Below are 20916 nucleotides of genomic sequence, written 5' to 3' on the forward strand. Positions count from 1 at the left end.
GATGTGTTGTGAATAAAAAGATAAAGAATCATTTTACAAAAAAGATGATTGCGCAAAGTATTGCAGTCGTGATGGCATTGGGTGCGATCCCAATGCAAATGAACGCCAGTGATCTACAAATTTATCAAAATCCTGTAGCAAAAAATAATCCGATTATCATGTTGGCGATTGATAACTCGATGAGTATGAGTGCAGTAGATGCAACTTATAAAGGTCAAAGTGTTAGCCGTTTAAATGCCTTAAAAAACTCATTGGTAGATGCCTTAAATGCAAAGGACTTATCAGGAAATTATCGTATTCCAGATAATGTTTATATTGGGGTGTCGGTGTTTACGTCAACGGGTGAAATAGGGACAACAGAAGATTGGTTAAGCTATGGTGAAAATGCTCGTTCATCTAAAATCTTACTAGAAGCAAAACAACTTACACCTGCTCACCGTACGGATTTAATCAATAAAATTAATAGTATTGGAGCCGTAGGTAGTACGCCCACACCCCTATTACTCTCAGAAACTTATGCGTATTTACTAGGAAATCGTACCTTTGGGGCTAACCTAAAAGGCATCGATTTACTTCCTTCATCTAAATATTCTAATTATAGCCGTGGTTTATCTGGAGCATCATTTGCGCCAGCGGACATTCGCAAAGCGGATGGTAGTTATAGAGCGCCACTCAACAAGTTGAATAACAGTGATGCCCAATGTAGTACGCAAGGTGTTTTTTTCTTAACAGATGGGGCGCCAGTTGGTTTGAGACCAAAGACGGTACTCCCTGTCATGCAAAATGCGTTGGCAGATGACAGCTTTACTTGTGAAGGCTCGCCCTTAAAAGATGTCTATTACAATTACGGTAATGCCAAAGGTGCCAGTGGTGCCGCGACCTTCAATGGCGAGTTTAAGGAAATGGCGACGCAGCCATATCGTTTTTATGAAGATGATATTGGTAATGCTGTGTCAGCCAATCAAACCACCTGGCAAAACCGTAGTTCATGGGCTTGCGTAGGTAAGATGGTTCAGCGTTTGGCAAATCAAACACAGATGACCAGCGATGCGAATCAGAAGCGTGTTTATACATCTACTGTAGGTTTTGGTCCCTTATTCCAAAAGCATCCACGAGAAACCTGTCGTGATTATGACAATGACGGGCTATACGATCATTGTACTTTTGATAGTAGCTATACAGGTTCTGGAAATGACATTTCCAATAGTATGAATGCTCAAGCATTAAAACAGTTGGGGAATGTGATTGGTAAAGGGGATACCTACGGGACTCGCCAAGAAATTGGGGGGTATACCCAAGCGACTTCTGGTGAAGATATTCAGAATGCATTAAATACCTTCTTGGTTGCGGTCTCTCACGGTAACTTTGAGGCTGCTAGTTTTGGTACTTATGTGGTGCCATTTGACCGTTTATCAACAAGTTCAGCATATCCTTATGTGTTCGCACCGCAGTTTCAACCACAGGTGAGCACAGCAAATTCGGTATTGGCTTCCACACATCAATTATGGTTAGGGAACTTAAAGAAATACAGTATTAACGCTCAAGCTGTGATGATTGATCGTGCGGGGAAAGAGGTACTTGATCGATCAGGTGCAATACGAACCAATACGCAGGATTTTTGGAACAATACTGGAATAGATGATGGTTTGAGTGCAATTCAAGGGGGCGTGTTCTCTCGGATTGTCACACCTTCACCGCTAGCAGGTGTTACTGCTGCAGACAAAATAAAAACGCGTCCGTTATTCACCAATGCGACGATTGCCACAACGGGTGATCAAGCAAAACGATTGGTAGGTTCTGAGAATGGACAACTGACGAAATTAACGACACAGAATGTGCTGGCCGCGACCTATATTGATTCAACAAAGTCGGGGTGGCGACAAAATGTATATCAACCCTATTTACTGTCGGCTTTGGGTTATCGACTTGATAAAAACTACTTAAGTAGCTTACCTGCTGGATACATTTGGAATGATCTAAATAAGGTTAAAGATCTTAAGGTGATGCAGCAAATGGGAGGCGTTGTTCACTCGGAACCATTGTTGGTGACGCTCGAAGCAAAATATAACGCGGGGGCTGGTACTATATTAGCGAATACCCGTAATGCGACTCATCGAAAAGATTACGTGGTATTTGGGACGATGCAAGGATTATTGCATGTTGTGGATCAAGAAACTGGTGAAGAGGCATTTAGTTTCTTAGCTCATGAAATGGTTCAAGATCCGAGTCGACGTGATGCGTTACTTGAACAGTCCAATACATTATTGTCGTCTGCGCATCCTATTTATGGCATGGATGGATCATGGACATCAGATGTTCAATATAAGATTGATCAGAACAACAATAAGTTTATTGCTGCGAAAGCCAACATTTATGGTGGTATGCGCATGGGTGGGCGTAGTTATTATGCCTTGGATATGAAAAATCCGAACCAACCTGAATTACTTTTCCATGTTGATCCAAGTTCTGGAACGATAAAGAGTAAATCAACATCAGTGAGTGGCACAAATCAATCAGATGCCTTAAAAGCTATGGGATATAGTTGGTCTAAACCTACCATTGCTAAAATTCGTTTTGACGGCAAAGTTAAAACGGTCATGATTGTGGGTGGTGGCTATGATATGGCCTATGAAACGGATGGTTATCAGCCTCAATCTGCATTAACTGGTCAACGAGCTAATCAAGGGGCGGGCGTCTATATTTTTGATGCTGAAACGGGCGAATTATTGTGGAATGCACGCTATGGCAACCAATCGAATCAAACCAGTGTTGATGTTAAGCATGCTGAGATGAAATATAGTGTGGTCAGTCAAATTAAAGCATTTGACCGCAATACGGATGGTTTGATCGATCACCTATATTTTGGTGATTTAGGTGGGCAAGTGTGGCGCGTCGATCTCAATAATCGTCTTGGAACGAATACAACCGCGTTTGGACGAGTGACACGTCTTGCTGATTTTAGTGCGTATCACCAACGTTTTTATGAAATGCCTGCTTTGACCATCCATGATCTGAATGGTGAGCGATTTGGTGCGGTGAGTATTGCGTCAGGAAATCGCAGCTTTCCTTTAAATACCAGCAATATTTATGACAATCGAGTCTATGTGTTACATGATTATGACTTGGCACAACCGAATTTATTTCAAGCGAATTTTGCTAAAACACAAAACCTTACCGAAGCTCATTTAACTGCATGGTCTAATTTATCAGGTACAACAGTGCCACATCTGATGAACCGTAATAAGCGTGGTTGGTTCTATGTGCTGCAACGAACAACGTCTAAAAACGAAACAGCGAATACTGGTACAGTTAAAGCATTAAATGGTTATATTGCGATCGCAAATAGTCCAAGTCATTCAGATTTATATGTGTCTTTATACAATCCAAATGATGCGTCGTCACAACAACCGAACCAATGTACTGGGGGCATTAAAGGAGCAAGTCGTACCTTAAAGCTTTGCTTGCCGTATGGTGTTTGTGGAGATGCTGGATCAACGTCTAATCTTCAAAATAAAATTGTGGCAGAAATCTCAGACACTAAGTCTGATGGGATTAGTAAGCTAAACAGCGTACCTATTGTCCAGAATGGTAAAAAGAAAACGACTTTGCTGGGCGGTGGTTATACCAACTACATCACAACCAAAGTGCTGAAAGCTTATAACTGGTTTGAGCGTCAGTAGGTGGTTACCATGAATCAAAAAGGTTTTACGCTGATTGAGTTGATGGTTGTTGTAGTGATAATTGCCATATTGATGACAATCGCAGTGCCATCTTACCAAAGTTATTTAAAACGTAATGCTGCTGCACAGGCTCAGCAAGAAGTATCCAAAATTATTGAACAACTTGAACGCTATAAAAGTCGTAGTTTTTCCTATCGAGGTTTTGATGCGAAGTATATCTACGATCAAGATACTTCAATGACGAGTATTTCCCTGCCTGATGCGAAGAAACCAAAATATGTGATTAGTATTGCCGATATCAGTGAAAAAACACCTAAAACCTTATTAAGTTCAGATCAGGGCTTGGGACGGGCATGGGGGATTCGAGCTGTACCAACGCAGACAGGCTATGATGCGTTTTTGGCGACGAGTCAGGGTATTCGTTGTAAAACAGAATATTTGGTGGAAAATGACTTAAAAGAAGTCAATGCATATACAGGATGTGGTGCAAATGCAAAACAATGGTAATTCAGGATTTACTTTAGTAGAGATTATGATTGCAGTGGTCATCATTGGAATTTTAGCCATGATTGCCTATCCGTCCTACCAAGAATATGTTCGTAAAACTAAACGTGTCGAAGTAAAAACCACATTGGCAGATATTGCAGCTCGACTTCAGCACTATCAGGTTGCGAATTACAGTTATATTAAACCGGATGGCAAAGCAGTCACGTTGGCTGAATTGGGATTTCAGACCAATGCGCAAAATCGAGTTGAAGTTCCGCATTATGATCCTGTCTATACGGTTGGTATATCAGATGTAACCAACAACAGTTGGGTGTTGAGTGCAGTGCCTGTGAGTGGAAAATTGATGCAAACAGATGGTCACTTTGTCATAAATGAAGCCAATGAAAAATGTTGGGTTAAAGCAGCTTCTTGTACGCCTTCTTCAAGTACAAACTGGGATGGAAAATAAATTTAAATTCAAAAATGTGGATAAATAATTTTTGAGCTTTCAATCGGATCAAAGTTCACGTAAAATACTGCCCTCTATGAAAGGGGTTTGAAATGTATCGATGGTCGGTGCAGGGATAATCCGTAAAAACTATAAGGTTCTATCATGGTTGTTATTCGTCTTGCACGCGGTGGTGCTAAAAAACGTCCGTTCTATCAAATCATCGTGACTGATAGCCGTAATGCACGTGACGGTCGTTTCATCGAACGTATCGGTTTCTTCAACCCTACAGCTCAAGGTAAAGCAGAAAAACTTCGTTTAGATGCTGATCGTTTCGCTCACTGGGTTGCTCAAGGTGCTCAACCTTCTGAACGTGTTGCTTCATTAGCTGCTCAAGCTAAAAAAGCTGCAGCTGCTGTTTAATACGGTAGAAGCTAGCCCATGACACCAACACAGAATGTTCCCGAAGATCGTATTCAGATTGGACAGCTACGTTCAGCTTATGGATTAAATGGGTGGCTCTGGGTCTATTCCAATACAGAACCTATGAGCAACATATTTGACTATCTGCCTTGGTACATCGAGACCAAAGCAGGTTGGCAAATTGTAGATGTGAAACGTTGGAAGCCACATGGCAAAGGCTTAGTTGTTTCGCTGAAAGGTGTGAGTGATCGTACTGCAGCAGACAATTTAGTTGGCGCAAATATCTGGATTTCTAAATCGCAACTGCCTCAACCAGGCGTGGACGAGTATTATTGGTCTGATCTAAAGGGTCTAACAGTGTTAGGTCTGGATGATGAAGAGCAAGAAGTCAATCTTGGTCAAATCCACGAATTGTTTGAAACAGGTGCTAACGATGTGATGGTAGTTCGCGCAACTGCTGACAGTGTCGATGGCGAAGAGCGAATGATTCCATGGCATAAAGATGTGGTGCAACGCGTTGATCTCGAAACTGGTCGTATCTATGTCAATTGGGGCGTAGATTACTAATATTTTCGGAAATACGGGAGTCTGCGATGTTTTTTGCAGTCATTACGCTTTTTCCTGAAATGTTTGAAGCGATTACAAGTTTTGGTATTAGCGGTCGCGCAGCGAAACGCGATTTAATGCAAATTCATTGTATTAATCCTCGTGATTTTGCAACAGGGAACTACAAACGAGTGGATGAGCGTCCATTTGGTGGTGGTCCTGGTATGGTGATGATGGCTGAGCCATTGGCAAAAGCAATTCATCGTGCCAAAGAGCTTGCAACGCAAGCAGGTGCTGTTCATGTACCTGTGGTGTATATGTCGCCACAAGGTAAAACCTTAAATGAACCTTCAGTACAAGATTTCGTGCAATATGACGGATTAATTGTATTGTGTGGTCGTTATGAAGGTGTTGATGAGCGTTTGATCCAAAAATATGTTGATCAGGAATGGTCCATAGGGGATTACGTTTTATCTGGGGGAGAACTGCCTGCGATGGTTTTATTGGACAGTATTATTCGGAGACTTCCGGGTGCAATGTCTGATGAACAATCACACGTTCAAGACTCATTTGTAGATGGTTTACTCGACTGTCCGCAATATACAAAGCCTGATCATTTTGAAGGTTTGGATGTGCCTGAGGTACTAAAATCAGGTCATCATGCAAATATTGAAAAATGGCGTTTTTTGCAGCGCTATCAACGAACGCTTGAACGTCGACCTGAATTGGTTGAAAAAGTTGAGTTGACTAAGCAGCAAAAGAAATGGCTCAAAGATTCGCAAAAATAAATCTTTTAGATTTATTTAAGCAAATATGACCTCAAGCATATTGCTTGAAGTGTTAAATAGGCTCTTTATGCATTGAAGCGGTCAAGCATGAAGGGAAAGTCAATCGGGTCTATGCGCCTTAGCCTCTAGCCCCAGTGGATATCAGACCTCTTCTGACCCACACATATTGGAGATACCCCATGAGCGGTAAGCATCCTTTAGTACAAGCTGTAGAAAATGCTCAGCTTAAACAAGACATCCCAGCTTTTGCACCAGGTGACACAGTAGTTGTCCAAGTAAAAGTAAAAGAAGGCGACCGTGAACGTCTACAAGCGTTCGAAGGCGTTGTAATCGCTAAGAAAAACCGTGGTTTGAACTCTGCGTTCACAGTACGTAAAATTTCTAGCGGTGTTGGTGTTGAGCGTGTTTTCCAAACTCATTCACCAATCGTAGCTAAAATCGAAGTTAAACGTCGTGGTGACGTTCGTCGTGCTAAACTTTATTACCTACGTGAACTTTCTGGTAAAGCTGCACGTATTCGTGAAAAGTTACCAGCTCGTAAACAAGGTTAATTTTAGCCTTGCTTCGAAGCAAAAAAATGCGCCTTTTGGCGCATTTTTTTATGATCAAAACTTACAAACCTTGAATCTTCAAACGATTGGCATGTTGTCTAAAGATTGATACTGGATCAGGAGCAAAGAAGCCTTTAAGCCCAAGTATTTGATTGACTTCATCAAAATGATTTAAGTTGTAATTATCACGAATTACTTTGCCGTATTTAGCACTACAAATAGGCACGAGACCATCGTGATTGCGTTCATTAGGCATAATCGCTGTCCCTAAGACAACAATTGCGGTATCTAAAATATCGAGAACATTGGTCACCTTTGAAGAACCAATCCAAGAATAATGATATACGCCGTTAGCCGTTTGTGATGAACCGTTAGAATTACAGTCTTTCGGGATCGCAGCAGAAGGGAACTTTTGATTAAATTCTAAAGAACCTTTTACAGAAAGATCATACATGGATTGTTCGTAATTAACGCTAAGACTTAGATTACCTTCCATAATTGTAATTGCAGGTGCTAAAATATCACCAATAACTAATTTTGCTACACTATTAAGCACTTTACTATTTACGAAAGTATCTCCTAGGGGAGAGCCCTTAATACTGCCTGCAACAGCAGTTAGAGAAGCAACTTTCTCAGGAGCAATGGCTTCAACGTAACGTACAGTAGGTCCTCCATGACTATGGCCGATCAAATTGACCTTGTCTTTACCCGTAATAGCTAAAGCTGTTTCTACTTGTTGTAACAGTTGCTCACCACGAACCACAGTTGATTCGACAGGAGACATTTGAGCGACAAAAACACGTGCACCATTTCGTGCGAGGTCAGGGGTAATTTGATAGAACTGATCTAAACCGAAATGTTCTGTACCAATGCGGCTAAAACCTAATGCAAAGCCATGGGCCATAACAATAGGGTACTTAGTTTGCGCATAATTGGTATTTACGTATTTAGCTTCGACATCGATCAGGCCGGAAGCATATGTAAGTTGAGATAATCCTACCAGACTTAGCAGAAGTGCTGGGATCATTTTTTTTGTTTTCATTTTTTCTTCCTTAAAAAGACAATATTTATTGTCAAAAAATATTGTAAAGAAAAACTAAACAAAAATAAGATAAATCCGACTAAATGTTAATCATTGTTAAACTGAAAGAAAGGGTGAAAAGCTCACCCTTTGTGTTTAGGTTTTATAGCCCTTGGAGTTTAAGTCGATTTGCATGCTGACGATAAACATCTACAGCGCTTGGTGCAAAAATGCTTTTTAAACCGAGGAGATGGTTAATTTCATCTAAATGATTCCATTTATAATTATCACGAATGACCTTGCCAAATCGAGCGGAGCAACGTCCTACAATTCCATCTCCATCTTTTTCAGCCAAAAGAGAAGAAGCTAACATGCCATAATCAGATGGATCTAAAGCGGTATTAAATGGAGAGTTACCCATAAATGAATAATAATGAGTATTGTTGACACGATAAGCCCCTTCACCACATTGGGTTGTAGGTACACCATTTGGAAAATTCTGACTAAATTTGAGTGATTCTTTCGTTCCTAAACTTTGTAGGGCTGCTTTAGCATCATAAGGAAAGACTTTTGGATCAAGACCAGATGCGAATGTAATCACTGACGATACCAGATTGTCAAAAATCGCGCGAGCAGGTGCTTCTAAAATATTACCTACCAGAACACCTTCTAGTATATCAGCCATTCTTGCTCCTTGATTTCCAGAAGCAATTGTCGTAACAGATGCGACATGATCAGGTATAACACCTGCAATATATCGAACAGTCTGACCACCATGACTATGTCCGATTAAATTCACTTTTTGCTTACCGGTAATGGCAAGTATCTCTTCAACTTGACTCAGTGCTTGTTCGCCTCGCACTTCACTTGAGTTCATCGTTGAAACACGTGTTTGCCAGATGTTTGCACCATTTCGAGCAAGATCAGGAGTGATCTGATAAAAGTAGTCAACACCGACCATACTACCAAAGCCAAATAAGCCATGGGCAAGCACAATAGGGTATTGGGTTTGTGCATAATTTGATTTAGGTGTTTTGACGGTATGGTTAACGGCTAAATCTTTAATTTGCGTTGAGGCTTGTGCAACAGGAAGAAAACATGAACCTATGCATAGGCTCATGACTATTTTTTTTAGTTTCATTTTCGATACTCATTCAGTGATTCGTTTATTTTTATGATTCAGGCGATATCCATCGCCATAATTTAAGATACTAAAATTGTGACTTAAGTCTATAAAAAAGAGATAAAGTGCAAATTTATTGATATAAATTGGATGGGTGACTCATTTATAGGATAGATATGTCATGCTAATGAGGGCTATTTAAACAGTCTGGACCCATCTAGAGATGAGTGCAGACAAAAAAATATATTAGAGACCTTGTTGTTTAAGGCGATTTGCATGTTGACGATACATCGAGACTGGATCTGGCGCAAAGACACTTTTTAAACCAAGCACTTGATTGACTTCATCTAGATGATTCCAATTGAGATCATCACGGATGGTTTTACCGAATTTCGCACTACAGCGTGAAACTAGACCATCATTCTCTTGACCACCATCAATTAATAAACTGGTAATTTTTAAAGCTGAGTCTACATCAAGTGGGTTTGTGACCGTTCCGATACCCGTAAAGGAATAGTTATATATTCCTTGTTCACGATATAAACCTTCAGAGCATGAGTTTTGAGGAACGCCTATAGGATATTTTTGATTAAATATTGCTGATCCTGCTAAGCTCAAACTATTGGCTCCCGCAAGTGAGTCATGAGGGAAGGATGCTGGATCAAGTCCCTGTGCCCAAATAATAGCTTTAGACAGTAGATTGACTACAGCCACAATAGGTGTTTCAAGGATTGGTGCTGTATCACGAATTTTTAATATAAAATCAGACACTGGTGAGCCTTGATGTGGCGCCCCAATCGCTGTCATTGATGCGACTAATTGAGGTCTTACACCTGCGACATATCGAATTGTGGGACCGCCGTGAGAGTGACCGATTAGATTGACCTTAGGCGATCCAGTGAGTGCAATGACTTCTTCAACTTGATGTAAAAGTTGCTCACCCCGAATTTCTGATGAGTTAAATGGCGATACACGGGAAGCCCATACATTTGCACCGTTACGGGCGAGATCAGGTAAAATTTGATACCAATAATCTACACCGAGTGGATCAGTGCCAATACGGATAAAACCAGACATTCCGTGACTAAATACGATTGGATACTGGGTTTTTGCATAAGTAGTTTGAAATTTTGAAGTCACTTGTTCAGGTGCTGTAGCAGCGTAACTCGTGCCAATTAAACATGCGAAAGAGAGGCATGTCCCCAAAATAAATTTTCTCATCTCTATTCCTTAGATGGATTGAAATACTCGACAATTTCCGTTGTCACAATAAGAGTATAGCGAAGCAAAAGGAAAGAAAAGTGGATTTAAACTTTAGGGAACAATTTTTAAGATAAGCCTCCATAATTTCGTGATGAGCGTATGGAGGCTTGAGAAGATTATAGTCCTTGAAGTTTCAAACGATTTGCGTGTTGTCGATAAACTGATACTGGATCTGCTGCAAAAATGCTAGTCATCCCCATCATTTGATTGACCTCATCTAAATGATTCCAACGGTAATCATCCCGAATCGTTTGTCCGAAGCGAGCACTGCAAACTGGGACTAAACCATCATTTGCACCTTCCTTAGATACAATGAAAGATGCCGCTTGCATTGCATAATCCGATGGATCAAGGGCATTGGTAAACGGTGTATTACCAGTAAATGAATACATACGCATGCCATTGACTTGATATGCGCCCTCACCACATTTTGTGGTTGGTACACCCGCAGGGAAACGTTCTGTAAATGCTAATGAGCCTGCTGTAGATAAACTTTTAGCCGAGGCAAGCGAATCATGTGGCAGGCTTTTCGCATTTAATCCTTGTGCCCAAACAATTGCTCCCGAGACAAAATTCATCGCTGTCGCAAGCACAGTATCAAGTCCTGTTCCTTCTGAACGCAAGATAAAGTCTGCCATAGGTGATCCTTTATTCACACCAGCGACAGTGGTCATGGATGCCACATGTTCAGGAATTGTTCCACCAATATAACGTATTGATGGTCCACCTTGACTATGCCCAATTAAGTTCACTTTTTGTGCACCAGTAATGGCTAAAATATCTTCAACTTGTTGAAGCAATTGCTCTCCACGAATTTCGTTGGAGTTGAATGGAGATACTCGTGTAGGCCAGACATTAGCACCATTACGCGCTAGATCTGGCAGGATTTGGTGCCAATAATCTAAACCAAAGCTCTCTGTACCAAGACGGACAAATCCTGTTAGTCCGTGTGCAAATACGATTGGGTATTTAGTTTTTGCGTAGGTATTGTATTTGCCAAGTGTCGAGGTTACAGGTTTCACTTCTAATGCAGAAGCATTAGATAATTGAGTCGTTAAGCAAGCTGCAGACGTAAGTAGGCACGCCATAATTTTGTTGTATTTCATCATCATCCTCAACTTTTTATTATCAAACCCTAATCCTAGAGTTAAATTGATTATAGTGATGTAAATCACATTTTAAATATCGAATAGATGAATGGTAAATTTTTAAGGTTAAAAAAGAGAGGTAGATTTGATCAATGAACTATCTTGATGAAGATTTGAATCTGCTTTCAAATCCAGCCTAATGAATTTGAAAGCAATTACTCAATTAAAGAGCTAGAGATTTAAAGTCCTTGTAATTTAAGGCGGTTGGCGTGCTGTCTATAAACTGCAACTGGGTCAGGAGCAAAAAATCCTTTAATTCCGAACAGCAAGTTCACCTCATCTAAATGATTCCACGGAAAGTCATCACGAATAGTTTTACCAAAATGGGCACTACAAACTGGAACGATGCCATCATTTTTTCCTGCTTTATGAACCGACAAACGGTCAAGTAGAACCATGACAGGGTCACCTAGATCCAAGGCATTCGTAAAAGGCTTGTTTCCTGTCATTGAATATAAATGAATTCCTTTTTCTTGATAAGCACCTTCGCCACAGTGGGTTAATGGTAAACCGAGAGGGAATTTTTGATTAAACAAGGCAGTTCCTTCAACAGATGTACTCACACCAGCGGCCATCGCATCATGTGGGAACGTATCAGCAGGAAGACCTTGCGCCCACATAATGACTTTACCAAAAGTGCTGATGAGAACATTCAGTAGCTCTGATGTTCCTGTTTTATCTGCGATTTTTAATACATCTGACGCGATGATTGTGCCTTTGTTGGCACCGGCTACAGTCATCACCGATGCAACATGTTCAGGTATTACACCTGCGGCATAACGAACAGAGTTTGCACCATGACTATGACCAATCAGATTGAGTTTGTCAGCACCAGTAATCGCCATGACTTCTTCAAGTTGTTGAACATATTGTTCACCTCGGACTTCAGAAGAATTGAAAGGAGACATTCTAGCCGCCCATGTGTTTGCACTGTTTCTCGCTAGATCAGGTAAAATTTGATACCAGTAATCCATGCCTAGACTTTCAGTGCCCAAACGTATAAATCCAACCATTCCATGAGCGAATACAATAGGATATTTCGTTTTGGCATAGTCAGATTTGACACTTGAGACTTTGATCTGTTGAGCTTGAGTAGCATAAGTTGTCGTAGATGTTAGACATAGCGCTGTCACCAGCGAGCCTAGAATGTGTTTTATTTTCATTATTATTCCTAGTTTTTAGTGAATCTATGATGTTCTTCCAGATGAACATACAGAAGACCTTAAAAGATGTTATTGAATGCAACAAGATACAAAAAATGCCAATTTAGCTTGCCGAATTAACATATAAAAAGCAAAAAAGAATCAAAAGTTGAAATAATTAAAGGATTTAATCATTAGCAAATGTGTTCAAAAAGCATTATTTAAATTTTGTCGAGAGTCGCTGATGGTCGGAAAAGCTATTCTGATGAATAGCTTTCCATTTAACTGCGCTATTTTGTGCGTCTAGAGTCCTGTCAGTTTCAAACGATTGGCATGCTGGCGATAAAGTGAAATAGGATCTGGGGCAAATAAACCTTTGAGACCGAACATCATATTAGCTAAATCGGTATGATTTAGTTTGTAATCATCACGAATTACACGTCCTATATGCGTGCTACAGCGCCCAACCATGCCATCATTATCTTTATTGCCATACGCTAAAGGCCCTAGCTGCATTAAAATGGTATCGATATCTAAGAGGTTGGTGGTTTGTGCAACACCAGTCCAAGAATAATAAAAGATTCCGTTGTCTATTGGGCTGCCTAAACGAGTACAACTTGACGCGAGAGCTTTTGTTGGAAAACGTTCATTAAATGCAGCAGAGCCTGTTTCAGTTAATGATTTCATCGAAGCATCAAAGCTGATCGGCATATCAGGACGACCTTGTGCATAAGCAATTAATGGGGGAATGATGTAATCCCCTAAAATATTAAATATTGTTCGAGTTGCTTCATTATTTTGAATTTTATCTGCGACCATAGAACCTCTGAAAGTCCCTCCTACACCAGTAACAGAAGCAACATAGTCGGGTTTTACTGCTGCAACATAACGCACAGTCGGTCCGCCGTGCGAATGACCAATCAGATTGACCTTTTTCTGCCCAGTAATCGCAATTACTTCTTCAACCTGAGAAATTAATTGTTCTCCTCGAAATTCAGTCGTATGAGCAGGTGAGAGTTGTGCTGCAAAAACGCGTGCACCATTGCGCGATAGATCAGGTAAGATTTGATACCAATAGTCAATATTGAATGTTTCATTGCCTATGCGAGACCAGCCTAACCAACCGTGTGTCATCACAATAGGATATTTGGTTTTTGCGTAACTACCGATCTTTGTCTCATTTACTTCGAGTAATCCCGGACCTGCGTGGGCAGTGAATGAGCTTGATAAGCATAGCGTTGTGACGAATGCTAACGTCGTAGGTATCAATTTAAGTTTTAAGTTTTTCATCGTTCTTCCCTGTGAATGAATGTGTTCCTTGAAAAGATTAATCGGCAAAAGGAAGTTGACCGCCTTGATCATGAACTTGCTCAAATGTTTCTACCCGAAGTTGCTCTTGTGAATTATTAAAATGTTGAGAACGGAGGCGTTGTACAGCTTCCTGCTTTGCACTAGGGCTCATATTACTTTTTACAATGCTGTCACGTTCAGATAAATATTGATTGACCTTGCTTTTCCAATTTGAGCGCTGTCCATCAAGATTTTCTAGACGTTGTGTTGCTTCAGGACCCACTAAGCTGAGACGCATTTGACGAATTTCTTCTGCGCTACCACCACGAGCTTTAATTTCTGCAGTTAATTGGCGCAGATCTTCAAGTTGAGAAAGTTGTTTTAAATTTTCTTTCCAATCTTCAGGTAGATCATTGAACAGTTCTTTTAATTTATCGGCTTTTTGTTTTTCAGATAAATTTTTATCTTCCATGACACTCATGCGAGCCAAGGTATAATCATGATATTCATCTTCGATACCAAATAAACCTTCAATTTCATAGTCTGAAAAAAATTGTTTACGCAATGATTTCATCTGATTAAAAATAGCTTTGTAATACTGCGCACTTTCTTTGTCATGGTTTGGTGGTGTTAGGTCACCCATTTTTTCACGATATTGAACATAGCGTGACCATAAATCTGTCAGTTGACCTAGTAATGGTTCTTGATAGGTGCTTTGAGCAAATTTAATAAAATCAGCCTTGATTTGCGGAATCTCTTTTTCGCCGTATTGGGTAATAAAAAACTCAAAACAGTTCTTAGTATTTTCATTCACAATCAAACGGTTGGCGTTATCGGTTTGGATTTGACAATTGATTTGAATATCTTGCTGACTTTTACTTGCAAAGCTAGAACCATTCACGGTTGTACTTTGTTGTAGCGCCATATTTTCTGATTGAATTTCGGCATCTTGTGCTGCTCGTTGTGAGTTTTCAGCAGATTCAGCTGAGTCAGGTTTCAACCATTGAAAGAGAAGGAATAAAACGATCAGACACGCCACAATCAGCAGTGTAATTTTCAATTTAGCTTTTGAATTCATTTCACATCCTATGAAATCATTTAGTTATTATTAATGGTGTAGAATAATTTGCCAGAAATGTCACATTTTATGCATAAAAATTTAATCAATATTCGATAAATGGATTTGATAAAATAGCAGTATTTTACTGATCTGAATATTATCTAATGTCTGCTAAATCTCCAAAAATTACTCGACGTCATATAAGTGGTGTATTTCTACTAAACAAACCTTTGGGGATTAGCTCAAATGCAGCATTGCAAAAAGTGCGTTGGCTCTATCGTGCTGAAAAAGGTGGTCATACTGGCGCTTTAGATCCATTAGCATCAGGCTTACTCCCGATTTGCTTAGGTGAAGCGACCAAGTTTTCACACTTTTTACTGGAATCTACTAAACGTTATCAAACGACGATTCAATTGGGAAATAGTACAACTACAGGTGATGTCGAGGGTGAAGTTTTGCTCGAGGCACAACCGATTGAACTTAACGAAGATAAAATTCAAAGCGTGATTCAGCAATTCGTTGGAGACATTCAACAAGTTCCTCCAATGTATTCTGCTTTAAAGAAAGAAGGTCGTCCTTTGTATGAGCTGGCGCGTAAAGGAATTGAAATCGAACGTGAGGCTCGTCCAATTCATATTTTCGCGATTGAACTGATGTCTTTCACTCAAGATTCAATTACTTTGGATGTGACATGCTCAAAAGGAACGTATATCCGAGTATTGGGAGAGGATATTGCTCAAGCTTTAGGAAGTTATGGGCACTTAACATATTTACATCGTATTCAAACTGGACATTTTGGTATTGTGCCAGAGTACACCATTGAATACTTAGAAAGTCTAACTGAACAACAACGTGAAGCATTGTTGTTACCTGCTTATGCGCCTGTGGATCATTTTCCAAAAGTTCAAGTACCAGAAGGTCGTGCAGAATTTTTTTGTCGTGGGATGGAAAGCAATATTGATCATCCTGCCGAATCTCAAGTCCTCGTTTTTGACGAAAAAAAGTGTTTAGGTTTAGCTGAAATTACTGATAAAAAACGTCTAGTTCCTAAACGTGTATTAAATTTATAAGCGAACTCAATTATGGAATTAGACATCATCCTCAGCCTGATTTTTTTTGCATTTTGCGCAGGCGCAATTGATGCAGCAGTCGGTGGTGGTGGTCTCATTCAGATTCCAGCATTGATGAGTGCTTTTCCTCATATGGCGCCAGCAACATTATTTGGCACCAATAAGCTAGCTGCGGTTGTTGGAACAGCAACATCTGCGTGGACTTTCGCTAAAAAAGTTAAGTTTGAATGGAAGTTATTACTGGTGGTGGCGATATGTGCTGCCATCAGTTCTTTTGCGGGAGCTGCCAGTGTTTCCATGATTCCGAAATCAATCTTGCAGCCCTTTGTCTTGGTGATGCTGATTGTGATGGCAATTTACACATTGTCAAAGAAGGAGTTTGGACAGGTTCATATTGCACAAACGGTAAACACTAAAATTCTGCTCTTGGCTGGAATAGGAAGTTTGGCGATTGGGTTTTATGACGGATTATTCGGTCCGGGAACGGGAAGTTTTTTTATTTTTTATTTTATTCGATATTTACAAGTCGATTTTTTGCATGCAGCAGCTTTGGCCAAGATTGGTAATGTGATGACCAATTTAGCCGCTCTTACATTCTTTATTCCTGCAGGCCACATTTTATTTGCAGTAGGTGCCATGATGGCTGTCGCTAATATGATTGGTTCGATTGTGGGGGTGAAGTTGGCGCTTAAATACGGTAGCGGTTTTATTCGTATTCTGTTTTTAATTCTAGTATCTATTTTAATTGTTCGATTAAGTTATCAGATGTTCTTAATGTAAACCATTCTCAACATTAAACTTTTTTATACAAATCACTTCTTAAACCTATCTCCAAGTTATCGCCTAAGCTCTTATAGTAAGTTGAGTGTTTTGAAGATCATTCAAGTTTTTCTTTTTTCAAATCATATTTATAAGACAGGATAACAAGATGAATATTTTTGAAGCTTTACGTGAAAGTCATGATGTTCAACGTGAACTTGCTGAGAAGCTGGTTCAAACTTCAGGGGACACGCCAGAACGCCGAACATTATTTGAGCAGCTAAAAAATGAATTGTTTGCTCATGCAGTGGCAGAAGACCGTTACTTCTATATTCCACTGATGATGACCGATTCAGGTTTGAATATTACGCGTCATGCATTAGCTGAACATCATGAAATGGACGAATTACTTGAGCAACTCACCGAAACTGAATTCAGTAATCCAGGATGGTTAGCCATCGCGAAAAAATTGTCAGAAACCGTGCATCATCATCTTGAAGAAGAAGAGCATGGCTTTTTTCAGCAAGCAGGAAAAATTCTAGAGGATAAACAAAAAGAGAGTTTGGCTAAAAAATATCAAACTGAATATAAGAAATATAAGAAATTAGATAAAGACAGCTTGGTTTAATTCCATGATAAAAAAGATGGCATGTGCCATCTTTTTTTATGTTTCTATGCCATGTGATTTCATTCTAGCAGCGCGATAAGTAACACCAATTGATGCAATCATAATACAACCCAAAGCAACGGCTTGTAATAAGGTAATGTGTTCATTCAACAGTAACCAACCTGTCAATGCACCTAATGCTGGTGACAAACTTGATAGCGTTCCATAAGACATTTTACTTAAATTCTTTAATGCCAATAAATCCAATGCATAGGGAATGGCTGTAGCCAAAAGCGCAATGACGATGGCTTGTGGCCAATATCCAAATTGAACTAATGCGGATGGATTATGAACCATACTGATCGGTAATAATGTCAATGCTGAGAGGACGATCGCAATGCTGAGAGCATGCATGCCGATATTCTGCCGAACGACTTTCTGTCCAAAATAAATATAGAATGCCCAACAAACGCCCGCACCAATGGCCATAGCAGCACCAAGATATGAAAAGTTAGTCGCATTGGCATCTTGCCAAGGCACCATCAGCACAACACCGAAAATTGCCAGGATGACCCAAATGTAATCACTTCGTTGTTGAATTGACAGTAAAGCCAAGGTGAGTGGTCCTAAGAACTCAAGTCCTACTGCAATCCCTTGCGGTAGTTTTCCTAATGATGCATAAAACAAGACATTCATCAAAGCGACTGAACCACTATAAAAGAGAAGATCTTTCCATTTTAAGTAAGGAAGGCGACGAAGAATTTTCCATGAACGGAACATCAATACAACCATAATTGATGCAAAGCATAGACGTAAAGTGACCACAGTAAATGGATCTAAAACTTCAAAAAGCTGCTTTGCGAAGGATGCACTAATTTGATAGGCGATCATGGATAAGACCATGAACAGCACGGCAGTGAGTTGAGCATTTGGCATTGGGAAAACGAAGCCGAATTAAAAAGAGTGAGACTGCTCAAATTTTAACATTATTATGATGACCACAGTGCTTCAATCCATCATGGAAAATGTAGTTTAAATTAAGTATGAGATCATTTTTGTTTGGCGTGTTGAGTGGTATAGGTACAGCCAATTGAGGCACAAATGATGGTAAACAATGCTAGCCATTGATTCCATAACAATTGCTCACCCAAAAATACAAAACCAGATAATGCGGCAACAGCTGGTTCAATACTCATCAGGGTACCGAAACTTAATGCTGTTAGATTTCTTAGTGCAATCATTTCTAAAGTAAAGGGTAAAGCACTGGCGAGTATCGCTAAAGTGATGAATAAAATTAGATGATTAATTTCAAATACGCTTGCTGGCAAGCCGATACTGAGGGCGATCGGCATAAGAATGATACTTCCAACAAACATGCCTAAACATACGGTGTGATTACCTGAAACTCCCGAAGGCCGCTGACCAGCAATAATATAAAGTGCCCAACATGCGCCAGCTGCCAACGCAAAAAATACACCAAGTAAATCCAAAGGTTGTTTGGCTTGGTCAAAGGGAAATAAAAGGATCAGTCCAATAATGGCCAAACTAACCCAAATAAAATCAAACTTTTGACGCGCATAATATAAGGCCACACTGAGTGGACCAATAAATTCAAATGAAACTGCTAAACCGAGTGGAAGACGATCAATGGCAAGATAGAACAACATATTCATGCCAGCTAATGCGACACCATAACTGACAATGGCTTTCCAGTTAATTTGTTTAAATTGAATTTTCCAAACTTGAAAAATAAGCGCCAAAATCACAGCACTAAATGTCAGACGTAGAGCTGACACAGTAATGATCGGGAATTGTTCAAACAAAACTTTTGCTAATGAACCACTACTTTGTAGACTGATCATGGCGATCAATAACAAACCGAGTGCTTGTAACTGCGGGTTTATTTTTAACAAAGACATGGTTTTAAACGTATGGTGGTTAGATTAGAAAGGGATATCTTTCATCTAAGTTGGCGGAGCCTACGTCAACTCAGATGAAACACCATAAAAAAACCACAGCTCGAAAAAGCTGTGGTTTTCCAAACGTATTAGAGATTAGAACAATACGCGAGCGCGGATTGTACCTTCTACGTTATGAAGTGTATCAAGTGCTTCAGCAGAAGCTGTAGCATCAACGTCCATGACTAAATAACCCACATCACCTTTGGTCATAAGAGACTGACCTGAGATGTTAATGCCGTGTTCAGCAAACAGGTTGTTAATTTTAGACAACACGCCTGGAATGTTTTTGTGAATGTGAAGTAAACGGTGTTTACCTTCAGTCAATGGGAGCGCAATTTCAGGGAAGTTAACTGCTGACAATGTCATACCTTTGTCAGAGTAAGCAACGAATTTCTCTGCAACTTCTAGACCGATGTTTGCTTGAGCTTCCATCGTAGAACCACCCACGTGCGGTGTTAAAATCACGTTCGGGATATTACGTAGTGGAGAGATAAACTCTTCACCGTTCGCTTTAGGCTCTTTCGGGAATACGTCAACAGCAGCACCAGCCAAATGACCTGATTTCAGAGCATCAGCTAAATCTTCAATTACTACACATGTACCACGTGCAGCATTGATGAAGATTGAACCTTGTTTCATCTGAGCAAATTGCTCTTTGGTCATGAAATTACGTGTAGAAGGAACATCTGGCACGTGTAGTGATACAACATCAGCATTTGCAAGAAGTTCGCCCATTGATCCAACTTGGCGAGCATTACCTAAAGGTAATTTTGTTACTGTATCAAAGTAAATCACTTTCATACCCATGCTTTCAGCAAGTACAGAAAGTTGTGAACCAATTGAACCGTAACCCACAATACCTAAAGTTTTACCGCGTGTTTCAAATGAACCTACTGCAGATTTGTTCCAACCACCTGCATGTGTATCTGTAGATTTTTCAGGTACACGACGAAGGAGAAGAATAGCTTCAGCTAATACAAGTTCAGCAACAGAACGAGTATTTGAGTATGGTGCGTTGAACACTGGAATACCACGGCTCATCGCAGCATTCAAGTTCACTTGGTTTGTACCAATACAGAAACAACCGACCGCGATCAATTTATTCGCAGCTTCAAAAACTTCTTCAGTTAATTGTGTGCGCGAACGAATACCGATGAAGTGAGCATCTTTAATCGCTTCTTTCAGCGCTTCACCTTCAAGCGCAGTTTTACGATAGTCGATGTTGGTGTATCCAGCAGCATTCAAAGTGTCGATTGCGTTTTGGTGAACGCCTTCTAACAATAGGAAACGAATTTTATCTTTAGGCAAAGAGAGATGTTGGCTCATTACGGCTCCGCTACAAAGGCCAAATTTAGTGGCAGTATGATAGCATACGTGAGCGTGCTATATACATTTCCTTTATGACTTGAGCTATGGATATTTTTGCAAGATATAGTCCTTATCAGACAAACTGCGGTTGAATTAACTGCATCATATCTAAGTAACATTCGCAAAATGTCTGATTTTATCGGGGTTTCATGGGAAAATGCTTTATAATGCACAATCGTGAA

General features: G+C 40.0%; 20 protein-coding genes. 10 read left to right on the forward strand and 10 right to left on the reverse strand.

What is annotated here, in order from left to right; all coding sequences use genetic code 11:
* The first annotated feature begins 8 nt into the window (after positions 1–8).
* From AC1M85_RS01735 to rplS, 7 genes are all read left to right on the forward strand, one after another.
* On the forward strand, positions 9–3680 hold the full coding sequence (locus tag AC1M85_RS01735; RefSeq protein WP_488213434.1) for a PilC/PilY family type IV pilus protein: 3672 nt from the start codon (positions 9–11) through the stop codon (positions 3678–3680).
* 9 nt (positions 3681–3689) lie between these two features.
* Complete coding sequence (locus tag AC1M85_RS01740; RefSeq protein ID WP_180028919.1) at positions 3690–4187, forward strand: type IV pilin protein; 498 nt, start codon at positions 3690–3692, stop codon at positions 4185–4187.
* A complete protein-coding gene (locus tag AC1M85_RS01745) occupies positions 4171–4635 on the forward strand; it encodes a type IV pilin protein (protein WP_481952176.1) in 465 nt (154 codons plus the stop codon). The genes AC1M85_RS01740 and AC1M85_RS01745 overlap by 17 nt, the downstream gene beginning before the upstream one ends.
* 144 nt (positions 4636–4779) lie before the next feature.
* Complete coding sequence (gene rpsP, locus AC1M85_RS01750) at positions 4780–5037, forward strand: 30S ribosomal protein S16 (RefSeq protein ID WP_035264308.1); 258 nt, start codon at positions 4780–4782, stop codon at positions 5035–5037.
* Positions 5038–5055: 18 nt separating this feature from the next.
* Positions 5056–5604, forward strand: coding sequence for a ribosome maturation factor RimM (gene rimM, locus AC1M85_RS01755; RefSeq protein ID WP_035264305.1), 549 nt, complete (start codon positions 5056–5058; stop codon positions 5602–5604).
* Positions 5605–5630: 26 nt separating this feature from the next.
* A complete protein-coding gene (gene trmD, locus AC1M85_RS01760; protein WP_092766672.1) occupies positions 5631–6371 on the forward strand; it encodes a tRNA (guanosine(37)-N1)-methyltransferase TrmD in 741 nt (246 codons plus the stop codon).
* A gap of 179 nt (positions 6372–6550) precedes the next feature.
* Positions 6551–6922, forward strand: coding sequence for a 50S ribosomal protein L19 (rplS, locus tag AC1M85_RS01765; protein ID WP_004787066.1), 372 nt, complete (start codon positions 6551–6553; stop codon positions 6920–6922).
* Positions 6923–6983: 61 nt separating this feature from the next.
* Here the strand turns inward: rplS and AC1M85_RS01770 are convergent, their stop codons facing one another.
* The 7 genes from AC1M85_RS01770 to AC1M85_RS01800 form a co-directional block, all read right to left on the reverse strand.
* Positions 6984–7964: a lipase family alpha/beta hydrolase gene (locus tag AC1M85_RS01770; protein WP_488213435.1), complete on the reverse strand. Its 981-nt coding sequence runs from the start codon at positions 7962–7964 to the stop codon at positions 6984–6986.
* A gap of 142 nt (positions 7965–8106) precedes the next feature.
* Positions 8107–9084: a lipase family alpha/beta hydrolase gene (locus AC1M85_RS01775; RefSeq protein WP_488213436.1), complete on the reverse strand. Its 978-nt coding sequence runs from the start codon at positions 9082–9084 to the stop codon at positions 8107–8109.
* A 228-nt stretch (positions 9085–9312) separates the two neighbouring features.
* Complete coding sequence (locus AC1M85_RS01780) at positions 9313–10287, reverse strand: esterase/lipase family protein (protein ID WP_488213437.1); 975 nt, start codon at positions 10285–10287, stop codon at positions 9313–9315.
* A 158-nt stretch (positions 10288–10445) separates the two neighbouring features.
* Positions 10446–11435: a lipase family alpha/beta hydrolase gene (locus AC1M85_RS01785; protein ID WP_081403225.1), complete on the reverse strand. Its 990-nt coding sequence runs from the start codon at positions 11433–11435 to the stop codon at positions 10446–10448.
* A gap of 221 nt (positions 11436–11656) precedes the next feature.
* On the reverse strand, positions 11657–12640 hold the full coding sequence (locus AC1M85_RS01790; protein WP_488213438.1) for an esterase/lipase family protein: 984 nt from the start codon (positions 12638–12640) through the stop codon (positions 11657–11659).
* A gap of 282 nt (positions 12641–12922) precedes the next feature.
* Positions 12923–13909, reverse strand: coding sequence for a lipase family alpha/beta hydrolase (locus tag AC1M85_RS01795; protein ID WP_481596173.1), 987 nt, complete (start codon positions 13907–13909; stop codon positions 12923–12925).
* A 37-nt stretch (positions 13910–13946) separates the two neighbouring features.
* The gene (locus tag AC1M85_RS01800; protein WP_481590088.1) at positions 13947–14987 is read right to left on the reverse strand and encodes a lipase secretion chaperone; all 1041 of its coding nucleotides are present in this window, start codon (positions 14985–14987) and stop codon (positions 13947–13949) included.
* A 146-nt stretch (positions 14988–15133) separates the two neighbouring features.
* Here AC1M85_RS01800 and truB point away from each other — a divergent pair, with 146 nt between their 5' ends.
* The 3 genes from truB (at position 15134) to AC1M85_RS01815 (ending at position 17426) form a co-directional block, all read left to right on the forward strand.
* On the forward strand, positions 15134–16039 hold the full coding sequence (truB, locus tag AC1M85_RS01805; protein ID WP_488213439.1) for a tRNA pseudouridine(55) synthase TruB: 906 nt from the start codon (positions 15134–15136) through the stop codon (positions 16037–16039).
* Between the two features lie 12 nt (positions 16040–16051).
* Positions 16052–16819, forward strand: coding sequence for a sulfite exporter TauE/SafE family protein (locus AC1M85_RS01810; RefSeq protein WP_488213440.1), 768 nt, complete (start codon positions 16052–16054; stop codon positions 16817–16819).
* 148 nt (positions 16820–16967) lie between these two features.
* Positions 16968–17426 carry a hemerythrin domain-containing protein gene (locus AC1M85_RS01815; RefSeq protein WP_035264279.1) on the forward strand — a complete coding sequence of 153 codons (459 nt, stop codon included), beginning with the start codon at positions 16968–16970 and terminating at the stop codon, positions 17424–17426.
* A gap of 36 nt (positions 17427–17462) precedes the next feature.
* On the opposite strand, the gene AC1M85_RS01820 is transcribed toward AC1M85_RS01815, so the two are convergent.
* From AC1M85_RS01820 to serA, 3 genes are all read right to left on the reverse strand, one after another.
* The gene (locus tag AC1M85_RS01820; RefSeq protein ID WP_488213441.1) at positions 17463–18341 is read right to left on the reverse strand and encodes an EamA family transporter; all 879 of its coding nucleotides are present in this window, start codon (positions 18339–18341) and stop codon (positions 17463–17465) included.
* A gap of 113 nt (positions 18342–18454) precedes the next feature.
* Complete coding sequence (locus AC1M85_RS01825) at positions 18455–19324, reverse strand: EamA family transporter (RefSeq protein WP_488213442.1); 870 nt, start codon at positions 19322–19324, stop codon at positions 18455–18457.
* Between the two features lie 135 nt (positions 19325–19459).
* Positions 19460–20692 carry a phosphoglycerate dehydrogenase gene (gene serA, locus AC1M85_RS01830; protein ID WP_035264273.1) on the reverse strand — a complete coding sequence of 411 codons (1233 nt, stop codon included), beginning with the start codon at positions 20690–20692 and terminating at the stop codon, positions 19460–19462.
* Between the last annotated feature and the right edge of the window lie 224 nt (positions 20693–20916).

The organism is Acinetobacter sp. 24-47-64 (genome assembly GCF_057737055.1).